The organism is Streptomyces sp. S6, assembly GCF_054880855.1.
In genome coordinates, this window is the sequence record NZ_JBTYMC010000025.1 from 1 (window position 1) to 19,467 (window position 19,467).

Genomic DNA, 19,467 nt, shown 5'->3' on the forward strand with positions numbered 1-19,467 from the left:
CCGCCACCCGCCGCGAGGGCCGTCCGGGGGCGGGCGGCGGGTGGCGGTGGTCGCCGCGGCGGTGGTGGGGGTGCTGGTGGTGGGGACGGCGGTGGCGCAGGTGGTGGGTGGGGGTGGTACGGGTAGTACGGGGTCGGCGTCGGCAGGGCCGGTGACGCCGGGGGAGAGCGGGGGTGGGGGGAGCACTACGGGTACTACGGGTACTACGACGTCGGCTTCGGCGTCGGACGGGGGGTCCGGTGGGTCGTCCGTGAGTGCGTCCGAGAGCGCGTCCGTCAGTACGTCCGGTGGGTCCGGGAGCCTTGTCGCGCCTCGACTCTCGCCGTCCGCCCAGGACTTCGGGATGACCCACATCGACCTGACCGTCGACGCGCCGACCCTCGACTTCACCGTCACCAACCCCAACGACCGCTCCATCGACCTCAGTTCCGCGACTGTCCCCGGCGAGAGCGCCTTCTCCTACGCGGACGGCACCTGCGGAGCGCGGCTCGCGGCGAGGTCGTCCTGCAAGGTCACGGTCGAGTTCTCGCCGCACCGGCTGGGGGCCGATTCCGACCGGCTGACGATCACCTCCGGGGGGACGACGGTGACGGCGGGGCTCAGGGGGACGGGGTACGTCGGTTTCACGGTTGTCCTCCTCGCTGCCCGGGGCGACCTCCGGATGTCCGCCACGGACCCCTCCGCCGGGGAGGTCTGTTCGGGGTTCACCTCCTCGGAGTGCCACCTCCGGGTCACGGCGAGTCCGACGTTCAAGGGGGTCATCACCGACCCCACCCTGAACGCCAGCCCCAAGCAGACGTTCGTGACGAAGTGGAGCGGCGCCTGCACCAGCAATCCCTGTGTGCCGGTCATCGCGCCGGACGACACCTCGACCGCGACGGCCAGCTTCGCGCCGGACATCCGCTGAACGGGGACCGGAGTACTACCCCCTTCGAGCTACCCCGCCCCCTACCCCTGCCGGCGTAGTCCCTCCACCAGTACCGCCACCAGGCGCCGCGCGTCGTAGTTCGGGTCCGTCTCCGCGCCGGCGCACAAGTTGCCGATTCCGCGCAGGAGTTGGTACGCGTCGAGGCCGTGGGTGAGCTCGCCGGAGGCGGTCGCGGCGGTGAGGAGGTCGGTGCAGACGGGGAGCAGGCGGTCGAGGAAGTAGGTGTGGAGGGGGCCGAAGCAGGCGCTGTCGGACTGCATGGCGCTCGCGAGGCCGTGCTTCGTGACGAGGAAGTCGACGAAGAGGTCCGTCCAGCGGGCCAGGGCCGCGTGCGGGGTGGGGGAGGAGGCGAGGAGTTCGGGGCCCGCCTCGGCGCAGGTGTCCACCTGGTGGCGGTAGACGGCGATGACGAGGTCCGCGCGGGTGGGGAAGTGCCGGTAGACCGTGCCCGTGCCGACGCCGGCCCGCGCGGCGATCTCGCGGACCGGGGCGTCCACGCCGGAGGTGACGAAGACGGCGGCGGCGGCCTCCAGCAGGGTCTGCTGGTTGCGGCGGGCGTCTTTGCGGCGGGGGGTGTCCTGGTCGGGGGCGGGCACGGGGGCTCCTCGGGGGCTGGACCTTGTTAAGCGGAACGGTGTTCCGTATCGTAAATGGAACGGGGTTCCGCTTCGCCATGATGGCAGAGAGGCGGCGGCCTGTCATGCCGTCTCGCGTCACCTCGTCCCGCACCGCTCACGCATCCCCCGTCAACGGAAGGCGCAGCCATGCCCGGAACGCCCGGACCGTCCCCGATCGTCTCCGTGAAACCCGTCCCCCTGCCCGCCCCCGGCCGAGGCCAGGACCTCCACGTCCGCGTCACCGCCCCCGTCACCGGCGTCGGCCTCCCCGCCCTCGTCCTCTCCCACGGCTTCGGCTCGTCGCTGGACGGATACGGCCCCCTCGTCGACCACTGGGCCGCCCACGGCTTCGTCGTCCTCCAGCCCACCCACCTCGACTCCCGCACGCTCGCCGTCCCCGCCGAGGACCCCCGTACGCCGCTGATCTGGCGCCTGCGGATCGACGACGTCGTCCGCGTCCTCGATTCGCTGGACGTCCTCGAAGCGGCCGTCCCCGGGCTGGCGGGGCGGGTCGACCGGGAGCGGATCGCGGTCGCCGGGCACTCCTGGGGCGGGCAGACGGTGGGCACGCTCCTCGGAGCCCGGGCCCTGGGCGAGGACTTCTCCGACCCCCGCGTCCGGGCCGGCGTCCTCCTCGCGACAGCCGGTCTCGGCGACGACCTCACCCCTCACGCGGCCGAGCAACTCCCCTTCATGCGGCCGACGTTCACGACGATGACGACCCCGGCGCTGGTCGTCGCCGGGGACCGCGACCAGTCGCACCTCTCCACCCGGGGGCCGGACTGGTTCACCGACGCGTATGTCCACGGCGCGGGGCGCAAGAGCCTGCTCACGCTCTTCGGGGCGGAGCACTCTCTCGGCGGCATACCTGGGTACGAGTCCGCCGAGACGACCGACGAGAACCCCGCGCAGGTGGCGCTGATCCGGCGCGTGAGCACGGCATTTCTGCGTGACGCGCTGGGAGTCGAGGGGGAGTGGGCGGACGTGTCGAAGGAAGAGCTGGGCGGACTGGGGGAGTTGGCGAGCAAATGGTGAAGTCACCCGGCGTGGGCTGGAGTTGACCGAAGTGCGGGAGCCGCCCCCTGCCTCTGCCGGCGAGGGGGCGGTCCGTCCCGATCGTCTTGTCGAGGCGGCTAACGCTGGTCCGGCTCTTCTCGGTTGATGCCCAGCGCTTCCTCGGCCTTCTGCTGGACCTGGTCGACTTGGCTCTCGTACTTGTTGCCGGTCTTCTCGTTGATCATTTTCTCGGCGGTGTCGGACAAGTCCTTGGCCTTGTCCTGCATCGCCTGGTTGTTCTTGAACCTGTCCAAGAGGCCCATCGAAGGCTCCTTCCGGAGGTGATCCATCACGACCATATGTCCGTGTTGCTCCGAATGCCCACCCGAAAGGGGGTGAGTGTGGGGAGAGGTTGTACCTACGGAGTGACCCCGCGCACCCGCTCGCTAGCGTGTACACGGCTCTGACCGGGGAAAACGTCCGGTGCGGGGCGTCAGAAACGTGTCGGGAACGGTTACAAGAGGACATCGGGAGGGGCGCGCGTGAAGCGTGTTCGGGGCGGGGTGGCGATCGCCGCTGTGCTGGTCGCGGTACTGGCGGGTTGCAGTGACAAGAAGGACGGGGGCGGGGCGTCGGGTCCGCAGCCCCGGGGCGACGGCGCGGCGCTGGCGGCGGCCGAGGCGCTGCCGGTCAAGGGGCGGGCCCCCAAGACCGGTTACTCCCGGGACGCCTTCGGCTCGGCCTGGGCCGACACCGACTCCAACGGCTGCAACACCCGGGACGACATACTCCAACGAGACCTGAAAGACGTGAAGTTGACCGGCGGCGACTGCAAAGTGTCGTACGGCGTACTGGAGTCGGACCCCTACTCCGGCAAGAACGTCACCTATCGGCGCGGCAAGAGCCTTGTTGACATAGACCATGTCGTCGCCCTCTCCGACGCGTGGCAGAAGGGCGCCAAGTACTGGGACGCCAGCAAGCGCATCGCCCTCGCCAACGACCCCCTCAACCTCCTCGCCGTCGACTCCAGCACCAACCGCTCCAAGGGCGACGGCGACGCGGCGGGCTGGCTGCCGCCGAACCCGTCCTACCGCTGCGCCTACGTCGCCGCGCAGGTCGCCGTCAAGAAGAAGTACGGGCTGTGGGTGAGCGACGCCGAGAAGGCGGCCATGGAGAAGGTCCTCAAGGGGTGCCCGGCGCAGAAGCTGCCGAGCGGGGGGAATCCGACTAGTGCGCCGAAACGGTTCACCGCCAGGTGAGGGCGGGGCCGGGCTCCGGGGCGGCGGGCGGGGCCTGCCGCCGCGGCTGAGCGGCGTCCTCGTGGTCGTCCTGCTGAGGGAGAGACCGGCGTCAGGCGGGTGGTAGCCGGAAGTTCGTGATCAGGTACGTCTCCTCGTCGTCGATCGCGTTCCGGTCGTCGTCCAGGACGATGCGGGTGGGGCGGCCGTCGGGGGCGTACTCGATGTCGGCGGTGTCGGCGTTGTCGTGGCGGGCGGTGCGCAGGCGGGTCAACAGGGCGCCGATGGTGGGGAGTTGAGAGGCGGGGACATGGTCGGGGAGGGGGGTGGCGGAGGTGGCTCGGTGGTTTCGGACGGTGAGGTGGAAGGTACCGTGGAGGACTTGGGTCCGGGAGACGAGGGTGTAGGTGTAGGACGGGGGTTCGCGCCAGGACGTGGTGTCGGCGCCGGTGTGACTGGAGTGGGGGGTGGCGCAGGCCGTCGTCAGGATGAAGGTCAGGGCGGCGGCCGGGAGGAGGCGTGTGGCGGTCATGGGGTCTCCTTGTCGGAAACGGTCATGACCTCGACGCCGGACGGGCGGGGAACGTTCAGGAAGCGGACTTCAGGGAGTTCACGACCTGGGTGGCCAGCTTCTTCGCGCCGGCCGCGCCGTTCGGGGCGCCGTCGGTGGACAGGACGCTGACGATGTTCGTGCCGGTGCGGGCGGCGATGAGGGTGGTGCCGGTCTCCCAGGCGTCGCTGGTGAGGGTGATGGTGAAGGCGTCGTCGCCGAGGGCGGTGGGGCCGGGGGTGCCGGTGATCTTCACCTTGCTGTTCGTGTCCTTGTCCTGGTAGCTCGGGCAGGCCGCCACGACCTTCTTCAGCGCGGCCATGACGTCCGTCGAGGTCGAGCCCCGGTACGCGTCGATCTCCTGGTCCAGTTCGGCCGAGGTGGTCTTGTTCACGTACGACGTCTGCGCGAACGAGACGCCCTCTGTCCCGGTCAGGCCGATCCACGCCGTGCTGCTGAACGCCGAACAGTCCGGCTTCGCCGCGGCGTCCGTCTTCGGAAGGCGGTACGTGTCGCCGGTGTCCCGCGTCACGCTCGGGTCCACGGCGAACCCGGCCGCGAAGTACGACGCCGGCGCGAGGGCCTTCTTGAGCTGGGTGCCGGTGGCGATACCGGCGTTGGGGTCCTTCGCCTTGGCGGCAGGGGTGGCCTTCTCGGCAGCCTTGGTGCCGGCGTCGTCCTTGCCCGAGGAACAGGCCGTCAGGGCGAGAGGGAGGGCCGCGGCGACGGCGAGCGTCTTGAGGGTGGTGCGCGTGCGCATGGATGTCCTTGAGTCGTTCTTGCATGACTCCGGGCCCGAATGATCGTCGGACCCGGAGGGGTGAGCATAAGGAGGCGTATGACACGGAAATGTCTCCGAATGTTCAAAGAGCGACCAAAGGGTGCGTGATTCCTTCACATACGTGTCGGATTATGTCCGGTTCGCGCCATCCTGAGGCTCAACGCCCGTACGGATACCCCTGCTGCTGGTACGGGTTCGGCTGAGGCTGAGGGCGGGTGGGGGTGAACGGGAGTGGGGGGCGGAGGGGTTTGGGGTCGAAGAGGGCGAAGAGGGTGAGGGCTGTGCCCATGACCATGGTGAACAGGAGGGTGAGGCCGAAGACGCCGTCGCCGGTGTCGCCCTCCAGGGCGATGATCCAGGTCCAGACGGAGACCTCGTAGACGAGGTACGAGACGCAGGCCGTCCAGTCGGAGGGCAGGCCGCGGCGGAGGGCGGCGTAGAGGAAGGGGAGGGCGGCGAAGAGGCCGAAGCTGCCCCAGATCGGGACCGTCCAGGCGATGCGCTGGCCCCAGCCCGCTTCCAGGCGCCGCACGGAGGGCGGGGGCGGCGTGGAGTAGTCGTAACCGCCTGGTATGCCCGTCATTCCGCCGTCCCCATCCCGCGCCCGCGTCCCGCCCCGTTGTCCGGCCAGCGTATGGCACGGGGCCGACAGCCACCCACGCACCGCCCGCTTTACTGTGACGTGAGCGAATCTTGTGACGATCGGAAACGGAACGTTTCCGGGGGACGGCGCGGCGTCAGTTAGTTTGCGAGCCGCAGGTTTCGGACGATCAAGGGGTGGGAATGGCAGAGCACCGGCAGTCGAGGAAGCGCAGATACATCGCGTGGGGCGCGGCCAGTGCCGTCGTCGTCGCGGGGGGCGTCGTCGCGGCGCAGCAGTCGATGGCGGCCACCGTGTGGCCGGCGCAGAAGACGTTCACGGGGCGCGCGTTCGACACGTGCACCGCCCCCTCGCTCGCCGCGATGAAGGCGTGGAAGTCGGACGGCTACTACAGCGGCGCCGCCGTCTACATCGGCGGCAAGAACCGCGGCTGCGCCCAGCCGAACCTCACCAACTCCTGGGTGAAGTCGGTCAATTCGCAAGGCTGGAAGCTGATCCCGCTGTACGTCGGCGCACAGCCGCCCTGCCAGACGGGCTCCAGCCCCGAGAAGATCACCCCCGCCACGGCGACCTCGCTGGGCGCGACCGACGCCGCCGACGCCGTCGCCAAGGCGTCCGCGCTCGGCATGAAGACCGGCAGCCCGATCTACCTCGACATGGAGGCGTACGACATCACCGACAAGGCGTGCAACGACGCCGTGTTGGCGTATGTCCGCTCGTTCACGAAGACCCTGCGCACGAAGGTCTACCGCGCCGGGTACTACGGCTTCACCTCCTCCAGCGCGAAGGCGATCGCCACCGCCGTCAACAAGACCGACCTCCCCGGCAACCTCTGGTACGCCCTGTGGGACGGCCAGGACACCACCACCGCCGACTGGCCCTGGGGCAAGGACCAGTTCACCGACCACAGCCGGGGTCACCAGTACAAGGTCAACAGCAAGGAGACGCGCGGCGGTTACACCATCACCGTCGACCGCGACACCTGGGACGCGCCGGTCGCGATCGTCGGCTGAGCAGCCTCGGCTCTCGAAGGAACCTCTCGAACACACCCCCTGAGCGCGTGACGCGGGCGCGGCGGTGCCTCAAGTCCCGGTGAATCGTTGGTCGAATGGGTTGGCCCCAGGCACCCCACTGCCTACCATCGATCACCGCAAGACTTTGTGCACCGCCGCACAAGCTCCCACAGGAGGTCTCCTTGCACCGCCGACGTCGCACCGCGCTCCTGCTGACCGCCACGATCGCCGCGGCAGCCCCCCTCCTCACCGCCTGCGGGAGCGACGCGCACCCCGGCGCCGCGGCCGTCGTCGGCGGCCAGCGGATCACCGTCTCGCAGTTGGAGAACCGGGTCAACGAGGTCCGGGACGCGCAGCGTTCGGCCGTCAAGGACGACGCCGCCCAGTACGCGCAGGCCATCGCCCAGACCGGCACCCTCACCCGCGACACCCTGCACGGCATGGTCCTCGACAAGGTCCTCCAGAAGGCCGCCGAGAACGCTGGCGTCACCGTCAGCCGCCACGAGGTCCAGCAGATGCGGGCGGGTCTCGAACAGCAGGCGGGCGGCGCGCACGGTCTTGAGACCGCGTGGCTCCAGCAGTACGGGGTGCCGCCGCAGCGGCTCGACGAGAACCTCCATCTCCAGTTGGAGGCACAGAAGTTGGCGGCGAAGCTGGGGACGGACACCAGTCAGCCGGCGTTCTGGAGCGCGTTGTCGGCGGCGTCGAAGGAGTTGGGGGTGGATCTCAATCCCCGGTACGGGGGGTGGGACGTGCAGAAGGTGAGCCGGGTGGATGCGGCTACGCCTTGGGTGCGGGAAGTGACGTCTCAGGCCTAGGAGGGAGCGGCCGGGGCCGAGGGGCGAGGGGGGCGTACAAGATGGTTGTAGGACTTGCGCTCCCGGGCTGTGGATAACTTTCTCGACCGGATCGCGGGGTGGGTTACGTTCGGGGTGTGAACGAAACGAGTCCCGCAGATCCCGCAGCTCCCACCGGCCGCATCGTCCTCCTCACCACCAGCCACCGAGTCGCCCCCGGCCTGCTCTCCTGGCCCGCCTGGCAGGCGCTCCACGCGGCGGACCGGGTGCTGTGCGCGGACGGCGCGCACCCCCAGCTGCCGTATCTGCGGGACGCCGGTGTTGTCGTGGACGCCGACTCGCCCACCGCCGAGGAACTGGTGGCCGAGTGCGCCGGCGGGCGGACCGTCCTCGTCGTCGCCACCGGAGAGGGAGAGCCCGCCCTCACCGACGGCCTCGCCCGCCTCGCCGGCTCCGGCAGGATCGCCATGCCCGAACTGGAGCTGCTCCCCGCCTCCTACGACCTCCCCGGCGCCCGGCTCCTCGACCTCGTCCAGGTCATGGACCGCATCCGCCTCGAATGCCCCTGGTCCTCCCAGAAGACCCACAAGGGGCTCGCCAAATACGCGGTCGAGGAGGCGTACGAACTCGTCGAGGCGATCGAGGAGGGCGACCGGGACGAGCTGCGGGAGGAACTGGGTGACGTCCTCCTCCAGGTCGTCTTCCACGCCCGCATCGCCGAGGAGGACCCGGAGACACCGTTCTCTGTCGACGACGTCGCCGCGACGATCATCACGAAGCTGATCCACCGTCACCCCCACGTCTTCGGCGACGCCACCGCCACCACCCCCGAGGAAGTCCTGGAGCACTGGCTCCGCACCAAGGCCGTCGAGAAACGCCGCGCCTCCGTCGCCGACGGCGTCCCCCTCCACCAGCCGGCCCTCGCCCTCGCCGCCAAACTGGCGTCCCGCGTACGGACCGCCGGCCTGGAGGTACCGCTGCCGGGCGGGGAAGGCGTGGGGTACGAACTGCTGGCGCTCGCGGTCCGGGCCGAGGGGGAGGGGGTGGATCCCGAGGCGGCGCTGCGGGCGGCGGCTCGGGTCTACCGGGGGGTTGTGCGGGAGGTTGAGGGGGTGGGGGGCGGCTGAGGGCGGAGGTTCTCGGCGTTCTGCCCTGCGCCCCGCGTCCCGTGCCCCACATCCACGCCCGTCCCCTGTGCAACCCCCTCCTTATATATGGGTGTTGTCACGGATAGAGACCCGTTCCCCGTGGCGTCAGGCTGTGCGGTGGTTGTGATCATGCCGAACGGCTCGGGGGAGTGCCTTGTGGGGCCGTCCTCCCTGTGCGTCGGCGAGTTCGAGAACGGGGAATCTTGTGTTTCGTCATGCGTTGAGGACGTCGCTCGCGTTGGCCGCGGTGACGACGTTCGGGCTGGCCGGGCTGACGGGGTCGGCGCAGGCCGCGGAGGTGGGGATACTCAGCGCGACCGGGTGTGCCGGTAACGCGGGGTCGACCGACGGGTCCGGGTCGGTCTGCCTGGACCTCAAGGGGACGAAGCTGCACGTCGACAGCTTCAAGCTGTCCAAGAAGTCCAACAACCGCGCCTGGACCGACCGCCCGATCTTCGAGATCGGCACCACCTACGGCTACTACGGCACCCTGGAGAGCGCCTCCCGCACCGAGACGGTGACCGTCGGCTCCGCCGTCGACCAGAGCTTCGCCAACAACACGAAGGCGTGCGGGTGGTGGGAGAAGTACCCCGGGACGAAGGCTTGCGTGACGATCCACAACTGAGGGTCGTGAGCGGGTAGTTACGACCAAGGACGCCCTGTCCGCCGAGGAGTTCGGCGGGCGGGGCGTCTGTCGTCCGCGAGGTGTTGGGCGCGGGAGGCGTTTTCGCGTTGGTCAGCGAGTACGGTGGGATTTCTGATCCGGTTCGCGGGGCGCGGGGGCGTGTATGGAGCGGGAGTTGGAGGAGCTGGCGGCGGAGGCGGCTCGGGTGCTGGGGGGTGCGCTGAGATCGAACGTGGGGGCGGAGGTTTCGCTGGCGCTGCACGAGTGGTTCGACGAAGTGGACCCAAGAGGTTCCCGTCCGGCCGCGCTCTTCAACCCCCTTAAGCCTCTCCAAGAGAGGTTCTCCCTCCCCGCTCGCCAGTTCAGCGAGTCCCTCAACCGAGCGAACGACCAGCAGGTCGACCGGCTCCGTGAGCTGATCGGACAGTACGGGGAGCGAGTGGACCCGGCCCCCACCGACTCGGCCCCCACCGACCTGGCACCCCCCGACCGAGTAACCACCCTCACCTCCATGCTCGTAGGCGCCAAACTGGAACAACCGCCCCCCACCGCAGCGGACGAACAACCCCCCACCCACGACGACCACATCGACTTCCGCAACGCCACCTTCCACGGCCCCGTCACCGGCACCAACATCACCTACAGCTACTCCTACACCCCCTCCCTCCTCCACAACCTCACCCCACCCCCCAACCTCAACCCCGACACCTGGCTCACCCTCGGCGACGCCGACCCCCTCGCGCTGGGTATCCGGGGCGCGTCGAGGCTGAAGGAGTGGTCGAGGCTGACGGAGTACGTGAACAGGGATGTGGAGGCGAGCCTGGAGGGATGGTTCGAGGAGGACGGGCTGCTGGTCGTCAGGGGACGACAGTTCGCGGGGAAGACCCGCACCGCGTGGGAGGCGCTGTTCGTCGAACTGCCGCCGGAGGCACGGGTGTGCACGCCGAACCCCGGTACCGACCTGCGGGCCCTGCCCGGCATCCTCGCCGGCCGCCCCGGCCGATACGTCCTGTGGCTGGACGACTTGGACGCCCACCTCACCCAACGCGACCTGGACACCGCCCTGTTGGCGGAGTTGAAGAGGGCCGGCGTCCCCGTCGTCGGCACGATGAACGACACCGTGTACGAGGCGCACATGGCCGCCGCCGACACCCTCGCGCACCGCGTCCTCGCCCTGGCCAGGGTGGAACGGCTCAGCACGGCGTGGAGCAAACCGGAGCTACGGCGCGCGGGGGACAGCGCGGATCCCCGGCTGGTGGAGGCGCTGGAGTGGAGGGGGGACACCGGCGTCACGCAGTACCTCGCGCTGGCCCCCCTGTTCGCGGAGACGGTTCGCGGGGCGTCCGGCGCGGGCAGCGGCTGCCGCCCTCACCAGGGCCTCCTGCTCGCGGCGCTCGACCTCGTCCGGTGCGGCCTGCGGGACGGCATCCCACGCGACCTGGTGGCGGAGATGTCCCTCTTTTACTCCCACGCGCTCGTCCACGAAGACGCGTGGGACAAGGTGTTCGCCCCGGTGCACGACATCACCGGCCTCCTCCTCGAAGGCCCCGACGACACCTGCCGCCCCTACGGCTCCCTCATCGCCGACGCCCTACGGGATCCCCCGGACTCCGTGCCGATGTCCATCTGGCGCCACGCCCTGAAATCCACCACCGCCGACGCCCAGCACGCCGTCCGCAGCACCGCCCGAGCCCACTTCACCCGCCTCGCGGAGGCCGGCAAGCGGGACGCCATGCACATGCTGGGCCTCATCAAGGAGGCGGACGGCGACCAGGAGACCGCGCTGCACTGGTACCGCAAGGCGGCGGACGCCGGACTGCACCAGGTCGCGGAACAGGTCGGCCGGCTCCTCCTCACCCGAGGCGCCCCCGACGAGGCCCTCCCCTACCTCCGCACCGCCACCGACCGCACCCCCACCCCCACGGCCCCCCGCCTCCTCGCCGAAGCCCACCTCGCCCTCGCCGAACAGGCCCTCCGCAAAGCCGCCGACCTCGGCGACAACAACGCCCCCCACCTCCTCGGCGAACTCGACCTCCGCCTCGCCGACGCCTCCCGCGCCGCCCAGTACCACCTCCGCCTCCACGAAGACGACGACGTCCCCACCGCCCGCAGCCTCGCCGTCTACCACCTCCTGCGCGGCGAGACCGAGACCGCCCAGCCCTACCTGGAGCGGGCGATTCACGACGGCGACGACAGGGCCGTCCGCATCCTGGACGACATCAGGGCCGAGCCGCAGAGCCTCGACGACGCCGAAGAGCACTTCCGCCACAGCAGGGACCCCCAGGACATCGCACACCTCGGCGTCGTCCTGGAGAAGACGGGGCGGACGGCGGAGGCGCTCACCCAGTACGACAGAGCCGCCGCGCACGGCGATCCCTTCGCCCGAACCCGCGCCGAGGCGCTCCGGCGGAAACGGGATACCGTCGAGGAGTGACCACCAGCAACACCAGCCACCCGGCGCACACCCCTCCCGCCCCCACCCTCTTCACCTGGGAGTTCGCCTCCAACCCCTACCCGGCATACGCCTGGCTCCGCGAGCACGCCCCCGTGCACCGGACGACGCTCCCCAGCGGCGTCGAGGCATGGCTGGTCACCCGGTACGCGGACGCCAAGCAGGCCCTCGCGGACGCCCGCCTCTCGAAGAACCCGGCGCACCACGACGAACCGGCACACGCGAAGGGCAAGACCGGCATCCCCGGTGAGCGCAAGGCCGAGTTGATGACGCACCTGCTGAACATCGACCCGCCGGACCACACGAGGCTGCGCCGACTGGTCAGCAAGGCGTTCACCCCCCGCAGGGTGGCCGAATTCGCGCCCCGGGTACAGGAGTTGACGGACGACCTGATCGACCGTTTCGCCGCGAAGGGCGAGGCCGACCTCATCCACGACTTCGCCTTCCCCCTCCCCATCTACGCCATCTGCGATCTGCTGGGCGTCCCGAGGGAGGACCAGGACGACTTCCGCGACTGGGCCGGCATGATGATCCGCCACGGCGGCGGGCCGAGGGGCGGTGTCGCGAGGTCGGTCAAGAAGATGCGCGCCTATCTCCTCGACCTCATCCACCGCAAACGCGGCGACCTCGGCGACGACCTCATCTCCGGCCTGATCCGCGCCTCGGACCACGGCGAGCACCTCACGGAGAACGAGGCGGCGGCGATGGCGTTCATCCTGCTGTTCGCGGGCTTCGAGACGACCGTGAACCTGATCGGCAACGGCACCCTCGCCCTCCTCACCCACCCCGATCAGCGCGAACTCCTCCAGAAGTCCCTGGCAGCGGGAGAGGCTGAGCTCCTGGAGACCGGCGTCGAGGAACTCCTCCGCTACGACGGCCCCGTCGAACTGGCGACCTGGCGGTTCGCGACCGCCCCCCTCGCCCTCGGCGGACAGCACATCGCCCCCGGCGACCCGGTACTCGTCGTCCTCGCCGCCGCCGACCGGGATCCGGCCAGATTCGAGGACCCGGACAGGCTGGACCTCTCCCGGAGAGACAACCAGCACCTGGGTTACGGCCACGGCATCCACTACTGCCTCGGCGCCCCACTGGCCCGCCTGGAGGGCCAGACGGCACTCGCGACCCTGCTCACCCGGTTGCCGGACCTTCAACTCGCGGTCCAGCCGGACGAGTTGAGATGGCGCGGCGGGCTGATCATGCGCGGTCTGCGCACGCTGCCGGTCAACTTCACATCTCAGCCACCGAAGTAAAGCTGACACGCCCTCAACTCTGTGATCTTCACGTGATCTGCGCGGCATGAACTTGTGACAGGTGATCGTATGCCGATACGTTCACAAGCCGGAGCGGCCCCCACACCGCGCCGCGGCGGCCCTGTGTCGTCGGCCCCTGTCGTCGTGAGAAAGGCGTCCGCATGCTCTCCGGGAACGGCCGTCACCGTCGCCCCCGCCAGGCACCGGCACTCCTCGTCGCCGCCGGTGTGACCGGCTCCGCGATCGCCATCCCGCTGCTCGGTGCGAGCGGCGCGAGCGCGGCGGACGGGCCGGCCGTCGGGCCGACCGTCTGGGACAAGGTGGCCGGCTGCGAGACGGACAACGCCTGGGACGAGAACACGGGCTCCGGTCAGTTCGGCGGACTGCACATCAAGTTGGAGGACTGGAAGAAGTACGGCGGTCTCACCTACGCCGAGCGCCCCGACCTCGCCTCGCGCAGCGACCAGATCGCGATCGGCCAGAAGATCCTCGCCGACCAAGGGCCGGGTGTCTGGCCGGTCTGCGCGCTCACTTCGGGGCTGACGAAGGAGAGCGGGTCGGGCCCTGTCGCCGACGACACGGGATCGACCGGTACGTCCGGATCGACCGGTAAGCCCGGCTCGTCCGGAGTCACCGACCCGGCCAACGGGGCGGGCTCGACGGGCGGTTCGGGCACCGGCTCCTCGACGACGCCCTCGCCCAAGCCGTCGCCGTCCGCCCCGTCCGCCCCGTCCGCCGTCACGCCCCCCGCGGCCGGTGCCGCCCCCGTGAAGCCGTCGCCCTCGGCTCCTGCCGCCCCCGGTGCGGTCAAGCCCGGTGGTGAGGCCGGTGGGCGGATCACGCCGAGCGCCCCACAGGAATCCGACAGCACGCCCACAGCTCCGTCGAAGGTGGACGAGCCGGACAAACCCGTGCAGAGCGCCGGGTCTTGGAGCCTCGTCGACACGGGTGCGGGTGCGGTCGGCGGGGTCGCCGCTGCTGCCGCGACGATCCCGGTCGCGACCGAGGGGGCCTCGACGCTCTCCGCGGGCGTTGGCACCGGACGGCATCGCGGCCTGAGTGCGGACGAGCCGACGTCGTACACCGTGCGCAGCGGGGACACGCTCACCTCGATCGCCGACTCCCTTGAGCTTGACGGCGGATGGCGCGGCCTCTACGCCGCGAACGAGAAGCTCATCGGGTCCGACCCGAGCGCCATCGTCCCCGGTCAGACGCTGTCTCTCGGGGAGTGAGTGACGGCTGGGGCGGCGTGCGCAAAGGCGTAAAAGCGGGCGGAATCACGGCAGTTCAGCGCCCTGGTTCGCGATGAATGTCCGTTTTGGTGAAAGTGTGGGATGAGTCTCAGAAGCCCTGATCGTCTTTGAAAATCCGCTCGGCGCATGTCTACGGTCGTGACCGCTCGGCAACCCGAGCCCCGATCGCCGCACACGCCGAATCCTGCCGGCGGCTTCCGGGAACAGTCGTCGCGCAAGCGCCGTGGGCAGGAGCGGGGGACCCAAGGTAAGTGCTGGAGACGGTGGTTGACGCCGCCGGAACCGGCTTGGGGTGAAGTCACGGAAGTGACAGGGCAACTCAACCGGCCCTAACCCGACAGCTCACCTCGCAGGCGTCGGTGAGGGGATCGATCCATGCTGTTTTCCGGCAAGGGCAAGCACCGTCGTCCGTCCAAGGCCACCCGTGTCGTCGCGCTCGCCAGTGTCACCGGCGTGGCCGTCGCCGCCCCGCTGATGGCGGCGGGCAGCGCCTCCGCCGCGACCGCCTCCGAGTGGGACGCCGTCGCGCAGTGCGAGTCCGGCGGCAACTGGTCCATCAACACCGGCAACGGGTACTACGGCGGCCTCCAGTTCTCCGCCTCGACCTGGGCCGCGTACGGCGGCACCGCCTACGCCGCGACCGCCAACCAGGCCAGCAAGTCGCAGCAGATCCAGATAGCCGAGAAGGTCCTCGCCTCGCAGGGCAAGGGTGCCTGGCCGAGCTGTGGTGTGGGTCTGTCCGGCGCGTCCTACGGCGGCGGCTCGTCCTCCTCCGGCTCCAACTCCGGTTCCTCGTCCAGCGGTTCGAGCGGCAACCGCTCGGAGGCGCCCGCCTCGTCGCGCTCCACCGAGCGCCAGGCCGCGCCCAAGCAGAGCGCCCCGAAGCCGACGTCCTCCAAGACCGTCACCACGCCGGCCGGCAAGACGGTCAAGAAGGGCGACGGCGAGTACAAGGTCGTCAAGGGCGACACCCTCAGCTCCATCGCGGCCAAGCACAAGGTCGCCGGCGGCTGGCAGAAGCTGTTCCAGCTGAACAAGGACATCATCGAGGACGCGGACCTCATCTACCCGGGTCAGCAGCTGCACCTCAAGTAGGCAGCCCGGTCCCCACAAGCCCCCGCTCCGGTGCGCGTTCCCCCGTGCGCGCCGGGGCGGGTTTGTTTCTGTTCTTTGTTCGCCCCCTGGCCACCCCCTCTTTGTTCCCGGTATGAACAATGAGTACGGTCGGTTCTGTCCCATGGGGTGGTAGGTCGGCTGGCCGAACCCCCGGAGCCGGTTAGGCTCGTCCACGCAGCACCCTCGCGCGCTGCGTACCCGCGTCACATCCCAAGAAGGAGATGCTCGTGCCGTCCATCGACGTCGTCGTAGCCCGGGAAATCCTGGACTCCCGAGGCAACCCCACGGTCGAGGTCGAGGTCGGCCTCGACGACGGCAGCACGGGTCGTGCCGCCGTCCCGTCCGGCGCCTCCACCGGTGCCTTCGAGGCCATCGAGCTGCGCGACGGTGACCCGAACCGCTACCTGGGCAAGGGTGTCGAGAAGGCCGTCCTCGCCGTCATCGAGCAGATCGGCCCGGAGCTCGTCGGCTACGACGCGACCGAGCAGCGCCTGATCGACCAGGCGATGTTCGACCTGGACGCCACCGACAACAAGGGCTCCCTCGGCGCGAACGCCATCCTCGGCGTCTCCCTCGCCGTCGCGCACGCCGCCTCCGAGGCGTCCGACCTGCCGCTCTTCCGCTACCTCGGCGGCCCGAACGCGCACCTCCTGCCGGTGCCGATGATGAACATCCTCAACGGCGGGTCCCACGCGGACTCCAACGTCGACATCCAGGAGTTCATGATCGCGCCGATCGGCGCCGAGTCCTTCTCCGAGGCCCTGCGCTGGGGCACCGAGGTCTACCACACCCTCAAGAAGGTGCTGAAGACCAAGGGCCTGTCCACCGGTCTCGGCGACGAGGGCGGTTTCGCGCCGAACCTCGACTCCAACCGCGCCGCGCTCGACCTCATCCTCGAAGCGATCAAGCAGGCCGGGTACGTCCCCGGCGAGCAGATCGCCCTCGCGCTCGACGTCGCCGCCTCCGAGTTCTACAAGGACGGCAAGTACCTCTTCGAGGGCAAGGAGCGCTCCGCCGCCGAGATGACGGAGTACTACGAGGAGCTCGTCGCGGCCTACCCGCTCGTCTCCATCGAGGACCCGCTGTTCGAGGACGACTGGGCCGGCTGGAAGGTCCTCACCGACCGCATCGGCGACAAGGTCCAGATCGTCGGTGACGACCTCTTCGTCACCAACCCCGAGCGCCTCGCCCGTGGCATCGAGGAGGGCACGGCCAACGCGCTCCTCGTCAAGGTGAACCAGATCGGCTCGCTCACCGAGACGCTGGACGCGGTCGAGCTGGCGCAGCGCAACGGCTTCAAGTGCATGATGTCCCACCGCTCCGGTGAGACTGAGGACGTCACGATCGCCGACCTCGCCGTCGCCACCAACTGCGGCCAGATCAAGACCGGCGCCCCGGCCCGCTCCGAGCGCGTCGCCAAGTACAACCAGCTCCTGCGCATCGAGGAGATCCTGGACGACGCGGCGGTGTACGCCGGTCGCTCGGCGTTCCCCCGCTTCAAGGGCTGAACCCCTTAAGGGGCTTCCCGTAAGCCTTGAGAGGCGTCATCCGTACGTCCCCGTACCCGGTCCCGTACCGTGTGCGGGGACGTACGCACGTATGAACGGGAGGCGCGGCGCATGGCCGTCAAGGACAAGGACCGGTTCTCGACCGCGACCAGACTCCGCGCCCTGGGGGAACAGACCGCGGCCCGTGTCTACCGTTCGCAGAACAAGCGCCAGCAGCGCCGCTCCCGGCTCACCGGCCGCGCCGCCCTCCTCGCGCTCGTCCTGTGCACCCTCGTCGTCGCCCTCGCCTATCCCATGCGGCAGTACGTCTCCCAGCGCGCCGAGATCGCCGATCTCCAGCGTGAGCAGGAGCGGGCCCGGGACAAGGTGGAGCAGCTGCGTGACCTGAAGGCCCGCTGGCAGGACGACGCGTACGCCGAGCAGCAGATCCGGCTGCGGCTGCACTACGTCATGCCGGGGGAGACCGGGTTCGTCGTCGTCGACCCGGACGCGGCGAAGCAGGCTCGCGCGGACGCGGGGGCGGCGGATCGGCCGTGGTACGCGAACGTGTGGGACGGGGTGGACAAGGCGGACGCGGTCGGGCGGTGAGCGTGGGGTGGCTCTGAGGGGTGACCCTGACGTGGTCCACGGGTTGTACGGGGCTACGGCGTACGAGTCGTCCGCGCGCCCCTGACGCCGGCTGAGGGTCGTACGGGTACTACGGGACGCGGCGGCCGGGTCGTACGGGTACGGGGTGCGGCCGTAGTCCCCTGATACTGGAGAGGTACCGGCCCTCCGGCGCCCCCTCCACCGACAGCAGAGAGACGATCGTACGAACATGCAAACGCCTCCCCCGACCACCGACCGCACCGAGCCGACCGACGCGGACGTCGAGGCGTTCCGGCAGCAGCTCGGGCGCCCCCCTCGGGGTCTGCGCGCGATCGCCCACCGCTGCCCCTGCGGACAGCCGGACGTCGTCGAGACGGCCCCCCGCCTCCCCGACGGCACCCCCTTCCCGACGCTGTACTACCTGACGTGCCCCAAGGCGAACTCCGCCATCGGCACGCTGGAGGCGAACGGCGTGATGAAGGAGATGACCGAGCGGCTCGGGCAGGACCCGGAGCTGGCGGCGGCCTACCGCGCGGCGCACGAGGACTACGTCCGGCGGCGTGACGAGATCGAGGTGCTGGCCGGGTTCCCGAGCGCGGGCGGCATGCCGGACCGGGTGAAGTGCCTGCACGTCCTGGTCGCGCACTCCCTCGCCGCGGGCCCGGGTGTGAACCCCCTCGGCGACGAGGCGCTCGCGATGCTGCCGGAGTGGTGGCGCAAGGGTGCGTGTGTGGTTCCCGCCGAGTGATGTCGCCCCCGCCGCCCCTACCCTTCCCGTCCTTTGAAGGGGCTCCGCCCCTTCGACCCCGTTCGGCCCTGAAGGGGCCTCGTCCTCAAGCGCCGGACGGGCCGGAAGTGCCTGGACCGGCGTTCACATAGTTCCCGGTCCGCATCCTCTCCAAAGGAGTGCCCCCTTATGACCCGCGTCGCCGCGATCGACTGCGGTACCAACTCCATCCGCCTCCTCGTCGCCGACGTCACCCCCGAGACCGGTGAACTCGTCGATCTGGACCGGCGGATGACGATCGTCCGGCTCGGTCAGGGGGTCGACCGGACCGGGCGACTCGCGCCGGAGGCGTTGGAGCGGACGTTCGCCGCGTGCCGGGAGTACGCGGCCGTCATCAAGGAGCACGGCGCCGAGAAGGTCCGCTTCGTCGCCACCTCCGCCTCCCGCGACGCGGAGAACCGGGACGATTTCGTCCGGGGCGTCCTGGAGATCCTCGGCGTCGAGCCGGAGGTCGTCAGCGGGGACGAGGAGGCCGTGTTCTCCTTCACCGGCGCGACCAAGGAGCTGACGGGACGCGCGGACCTCGCGACGCCCTACCTCGTCGTCGACATCGGCGGCGGCTCCACGGAGTTCGTCGTCGGCGACACCGGCGTACGCGGGGCGCGCTCCGTCGACGTCGGCTGCGTGCGGATGACCGAGCGGCACCTCGTGCACGACGGCGTCGTCACCGATCCGCCCACCGAGGGGCAGATCGCCGCGATGCGCGCCGACATCGAGGCCGCGCTCGACCTCGCCGAGGCGTCGGTCCCGCTGCGCGAGGCGCGCACGCTGGTGGGGCTGGCCGGTTCCGTGACGACGCTGTCGGCGATCGCCCAGGACCTGCCCGGGTACGACTCCGCCGCCATCCACCACTCCCGTATCTCCGACGACAAGGTCCGCGAACTGACGGAGTGGCTCCTGCGCTCCACCCACGCGGAGCGTGCGGCCATCCCTTCCATGCACCCCGGCCGTGTCGACGTCATCGGCGCCGGGGCCCTCGTCCTGCTGGCGATCATGGAGCGGGTGGGGGCGCGGGAGGTCGTCGTCAGCGAGCACGACATCCTGGACGGGATCGCGTTCAAGGTGGCGGAGAGCTAGGTCGGGTTTGGCTCAGAGCCCCCGGCGCGCGCTCGGCGCCGGGGGCTCCGCTGAGCTGGGGGAACGGCGTTTGAGCGGGGGGTGCGGGGGGTGTGGCGGGTCGGCGCGAGAAAGTTCGTGAAGTTCTTCACAAGGAAAAGGG

The 19,467-nt window shown here is 70.2% G+C and carries 20 protein-coding genes, 1 pseudogene and 1 riboswitch; of the genes and pseudogenes, 15 read left to right on the forward strand and 6 right to left on the reverse strand.

The window, feature by feature from the left end; translation table 11 throughout:
- Positions 1–354: pseudogene (locus ACVNF4_RS05880) on the reverse strand (hypothetical protein); the annotation flags it as partial.
- Here ACVNF4_RS05880 and ACVNF4_RS05885 point away from each other — a divergent pair.
- Positions 344–907 carry a hypothetical protein gene (locus tag ACVNF4_RS05885; RefSeq protein WP_461801589.1) on the forward strand — a complete coding sequence of 188 codons (564 nt, stop codon included), beginning with the start codon at positions 344–346 and terminating at the stop codon, positions 905–907. The pseudogene ACVNF4_RS05880 and the gene ACVNF4_RS05885 sit on opposite strands and share 11 nt — an antisense overlap.
- A 41-nt stretch (positions 908–948) precedes the next feature.
- On the opposite strand, the gene ACVNF4_RS05890 is transcribed toward ACVNF4_RS05885, so the two are convergent.
- The gene (locus ACVNF4_RS05890; protein WP_461801590.1) at positions 949–1,524 is read right to left on the reverse strand and encodes a TetR/AcrR family transcriptional regulator; all 576 of its coding nucleotides are present in this window, start codon (positions 1,522–1,524) and stop codon (positions 949–951) included.
- A gap of 168 nt (positions 1,525–1,692) precedes the next feature.
- Between ACVNF4_RS05890 and ACVNF4_RS05895 the strand changes: the two genes are divergently transcribed.
- Positions 1,693–2,580 carry an alpha/beta hydrolase family protein gene (locus ACVNF4_RS05895; protein WP_461801591.1) on the forward strand — a complete coding sequence of 296 codons (888 nt, stop codon included), beginning with the start codon at positions 1,693–1,695 and terminating at the stop codon, positions 2,578–2,580.
- 98 nt (positions 2,581–2,678) lie between these two features.
- Here the strand turns inward: ACVNF4_RS05895 and ACVNF4_RS05900 are convergent, their stop codons facing one another.
- Positions 2,679–2,864 (reverse strand): antitoxin, encoded by a 186-nt coding sequence (locus ACVNF4_RS05900; protein WP_461801592.1) that lies wholly within the window; start codon positions 2,862–2,864, stop codon positions 2,679–2,681.
- A gap of 219 nt (positions 2,865–3,083) precedes the next feature.
- On the opposite strand from ACVNF4_RS05900, the gene ACVNF4_RS05905 reads away from it, so the two are divergent.
- Positions 3,084–3,800, forward strand: coding sequence for an HNH endonuclease family protein (locus ACVNF4_RS05905; protein WP_461801593.1), 717 nt, complete (start codon positions 3,084–3,086; stop codon positions 3,798–3,800).
- A 91-nt stretch (positions 3,801–3,891) separates the two neighbouring features.
- Here ACVNF4_RS05905 and ACVNF4_RS05910 read toward each other — a convergent pair whose 3' ends face one another.
- The 3 genes from ACVNF4_RS05910 to ACVNF4_RS05920 all read right to left on the reverse strand — a co-directional run bounded on the left by ACVNF4_RS05910 (position 3,892) and on the right by ACVNF4_RS05920 (position 5,693).
- Positions 3,892–4,311: a DUF6174 domain-containing protein gene (locus ACVNF4_RS05910; RefSeq protein ID WP_461801594.1), complete on the reverse strand. Its 420-nt coding sequence runs from the start codon at positions 4,309–4,311 to the stop codon at positions 3,892–3,894.
- Positions 4,312–4,366: 55 nt separating this feature from the next.
- Positions 4,367–5,089 (reverse strand): hypothetical protein, encoded by a 723-nt coding sequence (locus ACVNF4_RS05915; RefSeq protein WP_461801595.1) that lies wholly within the window; start codon positions 5,087–5,089, stop codon positions 4,367–4,369.
- A 178-nt stretch (positions 5,090–5,267) separates the two neighbouring features.
- Positions 5,268–5,693, reverse strand: coding sequence for a hypothetical protein (locus ACVNF4_RS05920; protein ID WP_461801596.1), 426 nt, complete (start codon positions 5,691–5,693; stop codon positions 5,268–5,270).
- 200 nt (positions 5,694–5,893) lie between these two features.
- Between ACVNF4_RS05920 and ACVNF4_RS05925 the strand changes: the two genes are divergently transcribed.
- The 12 genes from ACVNF4_RS05925 (at position 5,894) to ACVNF4_RS05980 (ending at position 19,325) form a co-directional block, all read left to right on the forward strand.
- Entirely contained in the window at positions 5,894–6,724 is an 831-nt protein-coding gene (locus tag ACVNF4_RS05925) for a glycoside hydrolase domain-containing protein (protein WP_461801597.1), read from the forward strand.
- A gap of 182 nt (positions 6,725–6,906) precedes the next feature.
- Positions 6,907–7,542 (forward strand): SurA N-terminal domain-containing protein, encoded by a 636-nt coding sequence (locus ACVNF4_RS05930; protein ID WP_461801598.1) that lies wholly within the window; start codon positions 6,907–6,909, stop codon positions 7,540–7,542.
- A gap of 116 nt (positions 7,543–7,658) precedes the next feature.
- Complete coding sequence (locus ACVNF4_RS05935; protein WP_461801599.1) at positions 7,659–8,648, forward strand: nucleoside triphosphate pyrophosphohydrolase; 990 nt, start codon at positions 7,659–7,661, stop codon at positions 8,646–8,648.
- Between the two features lie 241 nt (positions 8,649–8,889).
- Positions 8,890–9,294, forward strand: coding sequence for a hypothetical protein (locus tag ACVNF4_RS05940; RefSeq protein WP_461801600.1), 405 nt, complete (start codon positions 8,890–8,892; stop codon positions 9,292–9,294).
- A gap of 163 nt (positions 9,295–9,457) precedes the next feature.
- On the forward strand, positions 9,458–11,728 hold the full coding sequence (locus ACVNF4_RS05945; RefSeq protein WP_461801601.1) for a tetratricopeptide repeat protein: 2,271 nt from the start codon (positions 9,458–9,460) through the stop codon (positions 11,726–11,728).
- Entirely contained in the window at positions 11,725–12,996 is a 1,272-nt protein-coding gene (locus tag ACVNF4_RS05950; protein ID WP_461801602.1) for a cytochrome P450 family protein, read from the forward strand. Before ACVNF4_RS05945 ends, ACVNF4_RS05950 begins: the two co-directional genes overlap by 4 nt.
- Before the next feature lie 161 nt (positions 12,997–13,157).
- Positions 13,158–14,228 (forward strand): LysM peptidoglycan-binding domain-containing protein, encoded by a 1,071-nt coding sequence (locus tag ACVNF4_RS05955; protein ID WP_461801603.1) that lies wholly within the window; start codon positions 13,158–13,160, stop codon positions 14,226–14,228.
- 230 nt (positions 14,229–14,458) lie between these two features.
- A riboswitch (cyclic di-AMP (ydaO/yuaA leader) is annotated at positions 14,459–14,620 on the forward strand.
- A 4-nt stretch (positions 14,621–14,624) separates the two neighbouring features.
- Positions 14,625–15,344, forward strand: coding sequence for a transglycosylase family protein (locus ACVNF4_RS05960; protein WP_461801604.1), 720 nt, complete (start codon positions 14,625–14,627; stop codon positions 15,342–15,344).
- Positions 15,345–15,586: 242 nt separating this feature from the next.
- The gene (gene eno / locus ACVNF4_RS05965; RefSeq protein ID WP_461801605.1) at positions 15,587–16,873 is read left to right on the forward strand and encodes a phosphopyruvate hydratase; all 1,287 of its coding nucleotides are present in this window, start codon (positions 15,587–15,589) and stop codon (positions 16,871–16,873) included.
- 111 nt (positions 16,874–16,984) lie between these two features.
- A complete protein-coding gene (locus tag ACVNF4_RS05970; protein WP_461801606.1) occupies positions 16,985–17,461 on the forward strand; it encodes an FtsB family cell division protein in 477 nt (158 codons plus the stop codon).
- Between the two features lie 229 nt (positions 17,462–17,690).
- Positions 17,691–18,209, forward strand: coding sequence for a DUF501 domain-containing protein (locus ACVNF4_RS05975; RefSeq protein ID WP_461801607.1), 519 nt, complete (start codon positions 17,691–17,693; stop codon positions 18,207–18,209).
- Between the two features lie 168 nt (positions 18,210–18,377).
- On the forward strand, positions 18,378–19,325 hold the full coding sequence (locus ACVNF4_RS05980; protein WP_461801608.1) for a Ppx/GppA phosphatase family protein: 948 nt from the start codon (positions 18,378–18,380) through the stop codon (positions 19,323–19,325).
- Positions 19,326–19,467: the final 142 nt, after the last annotated feature.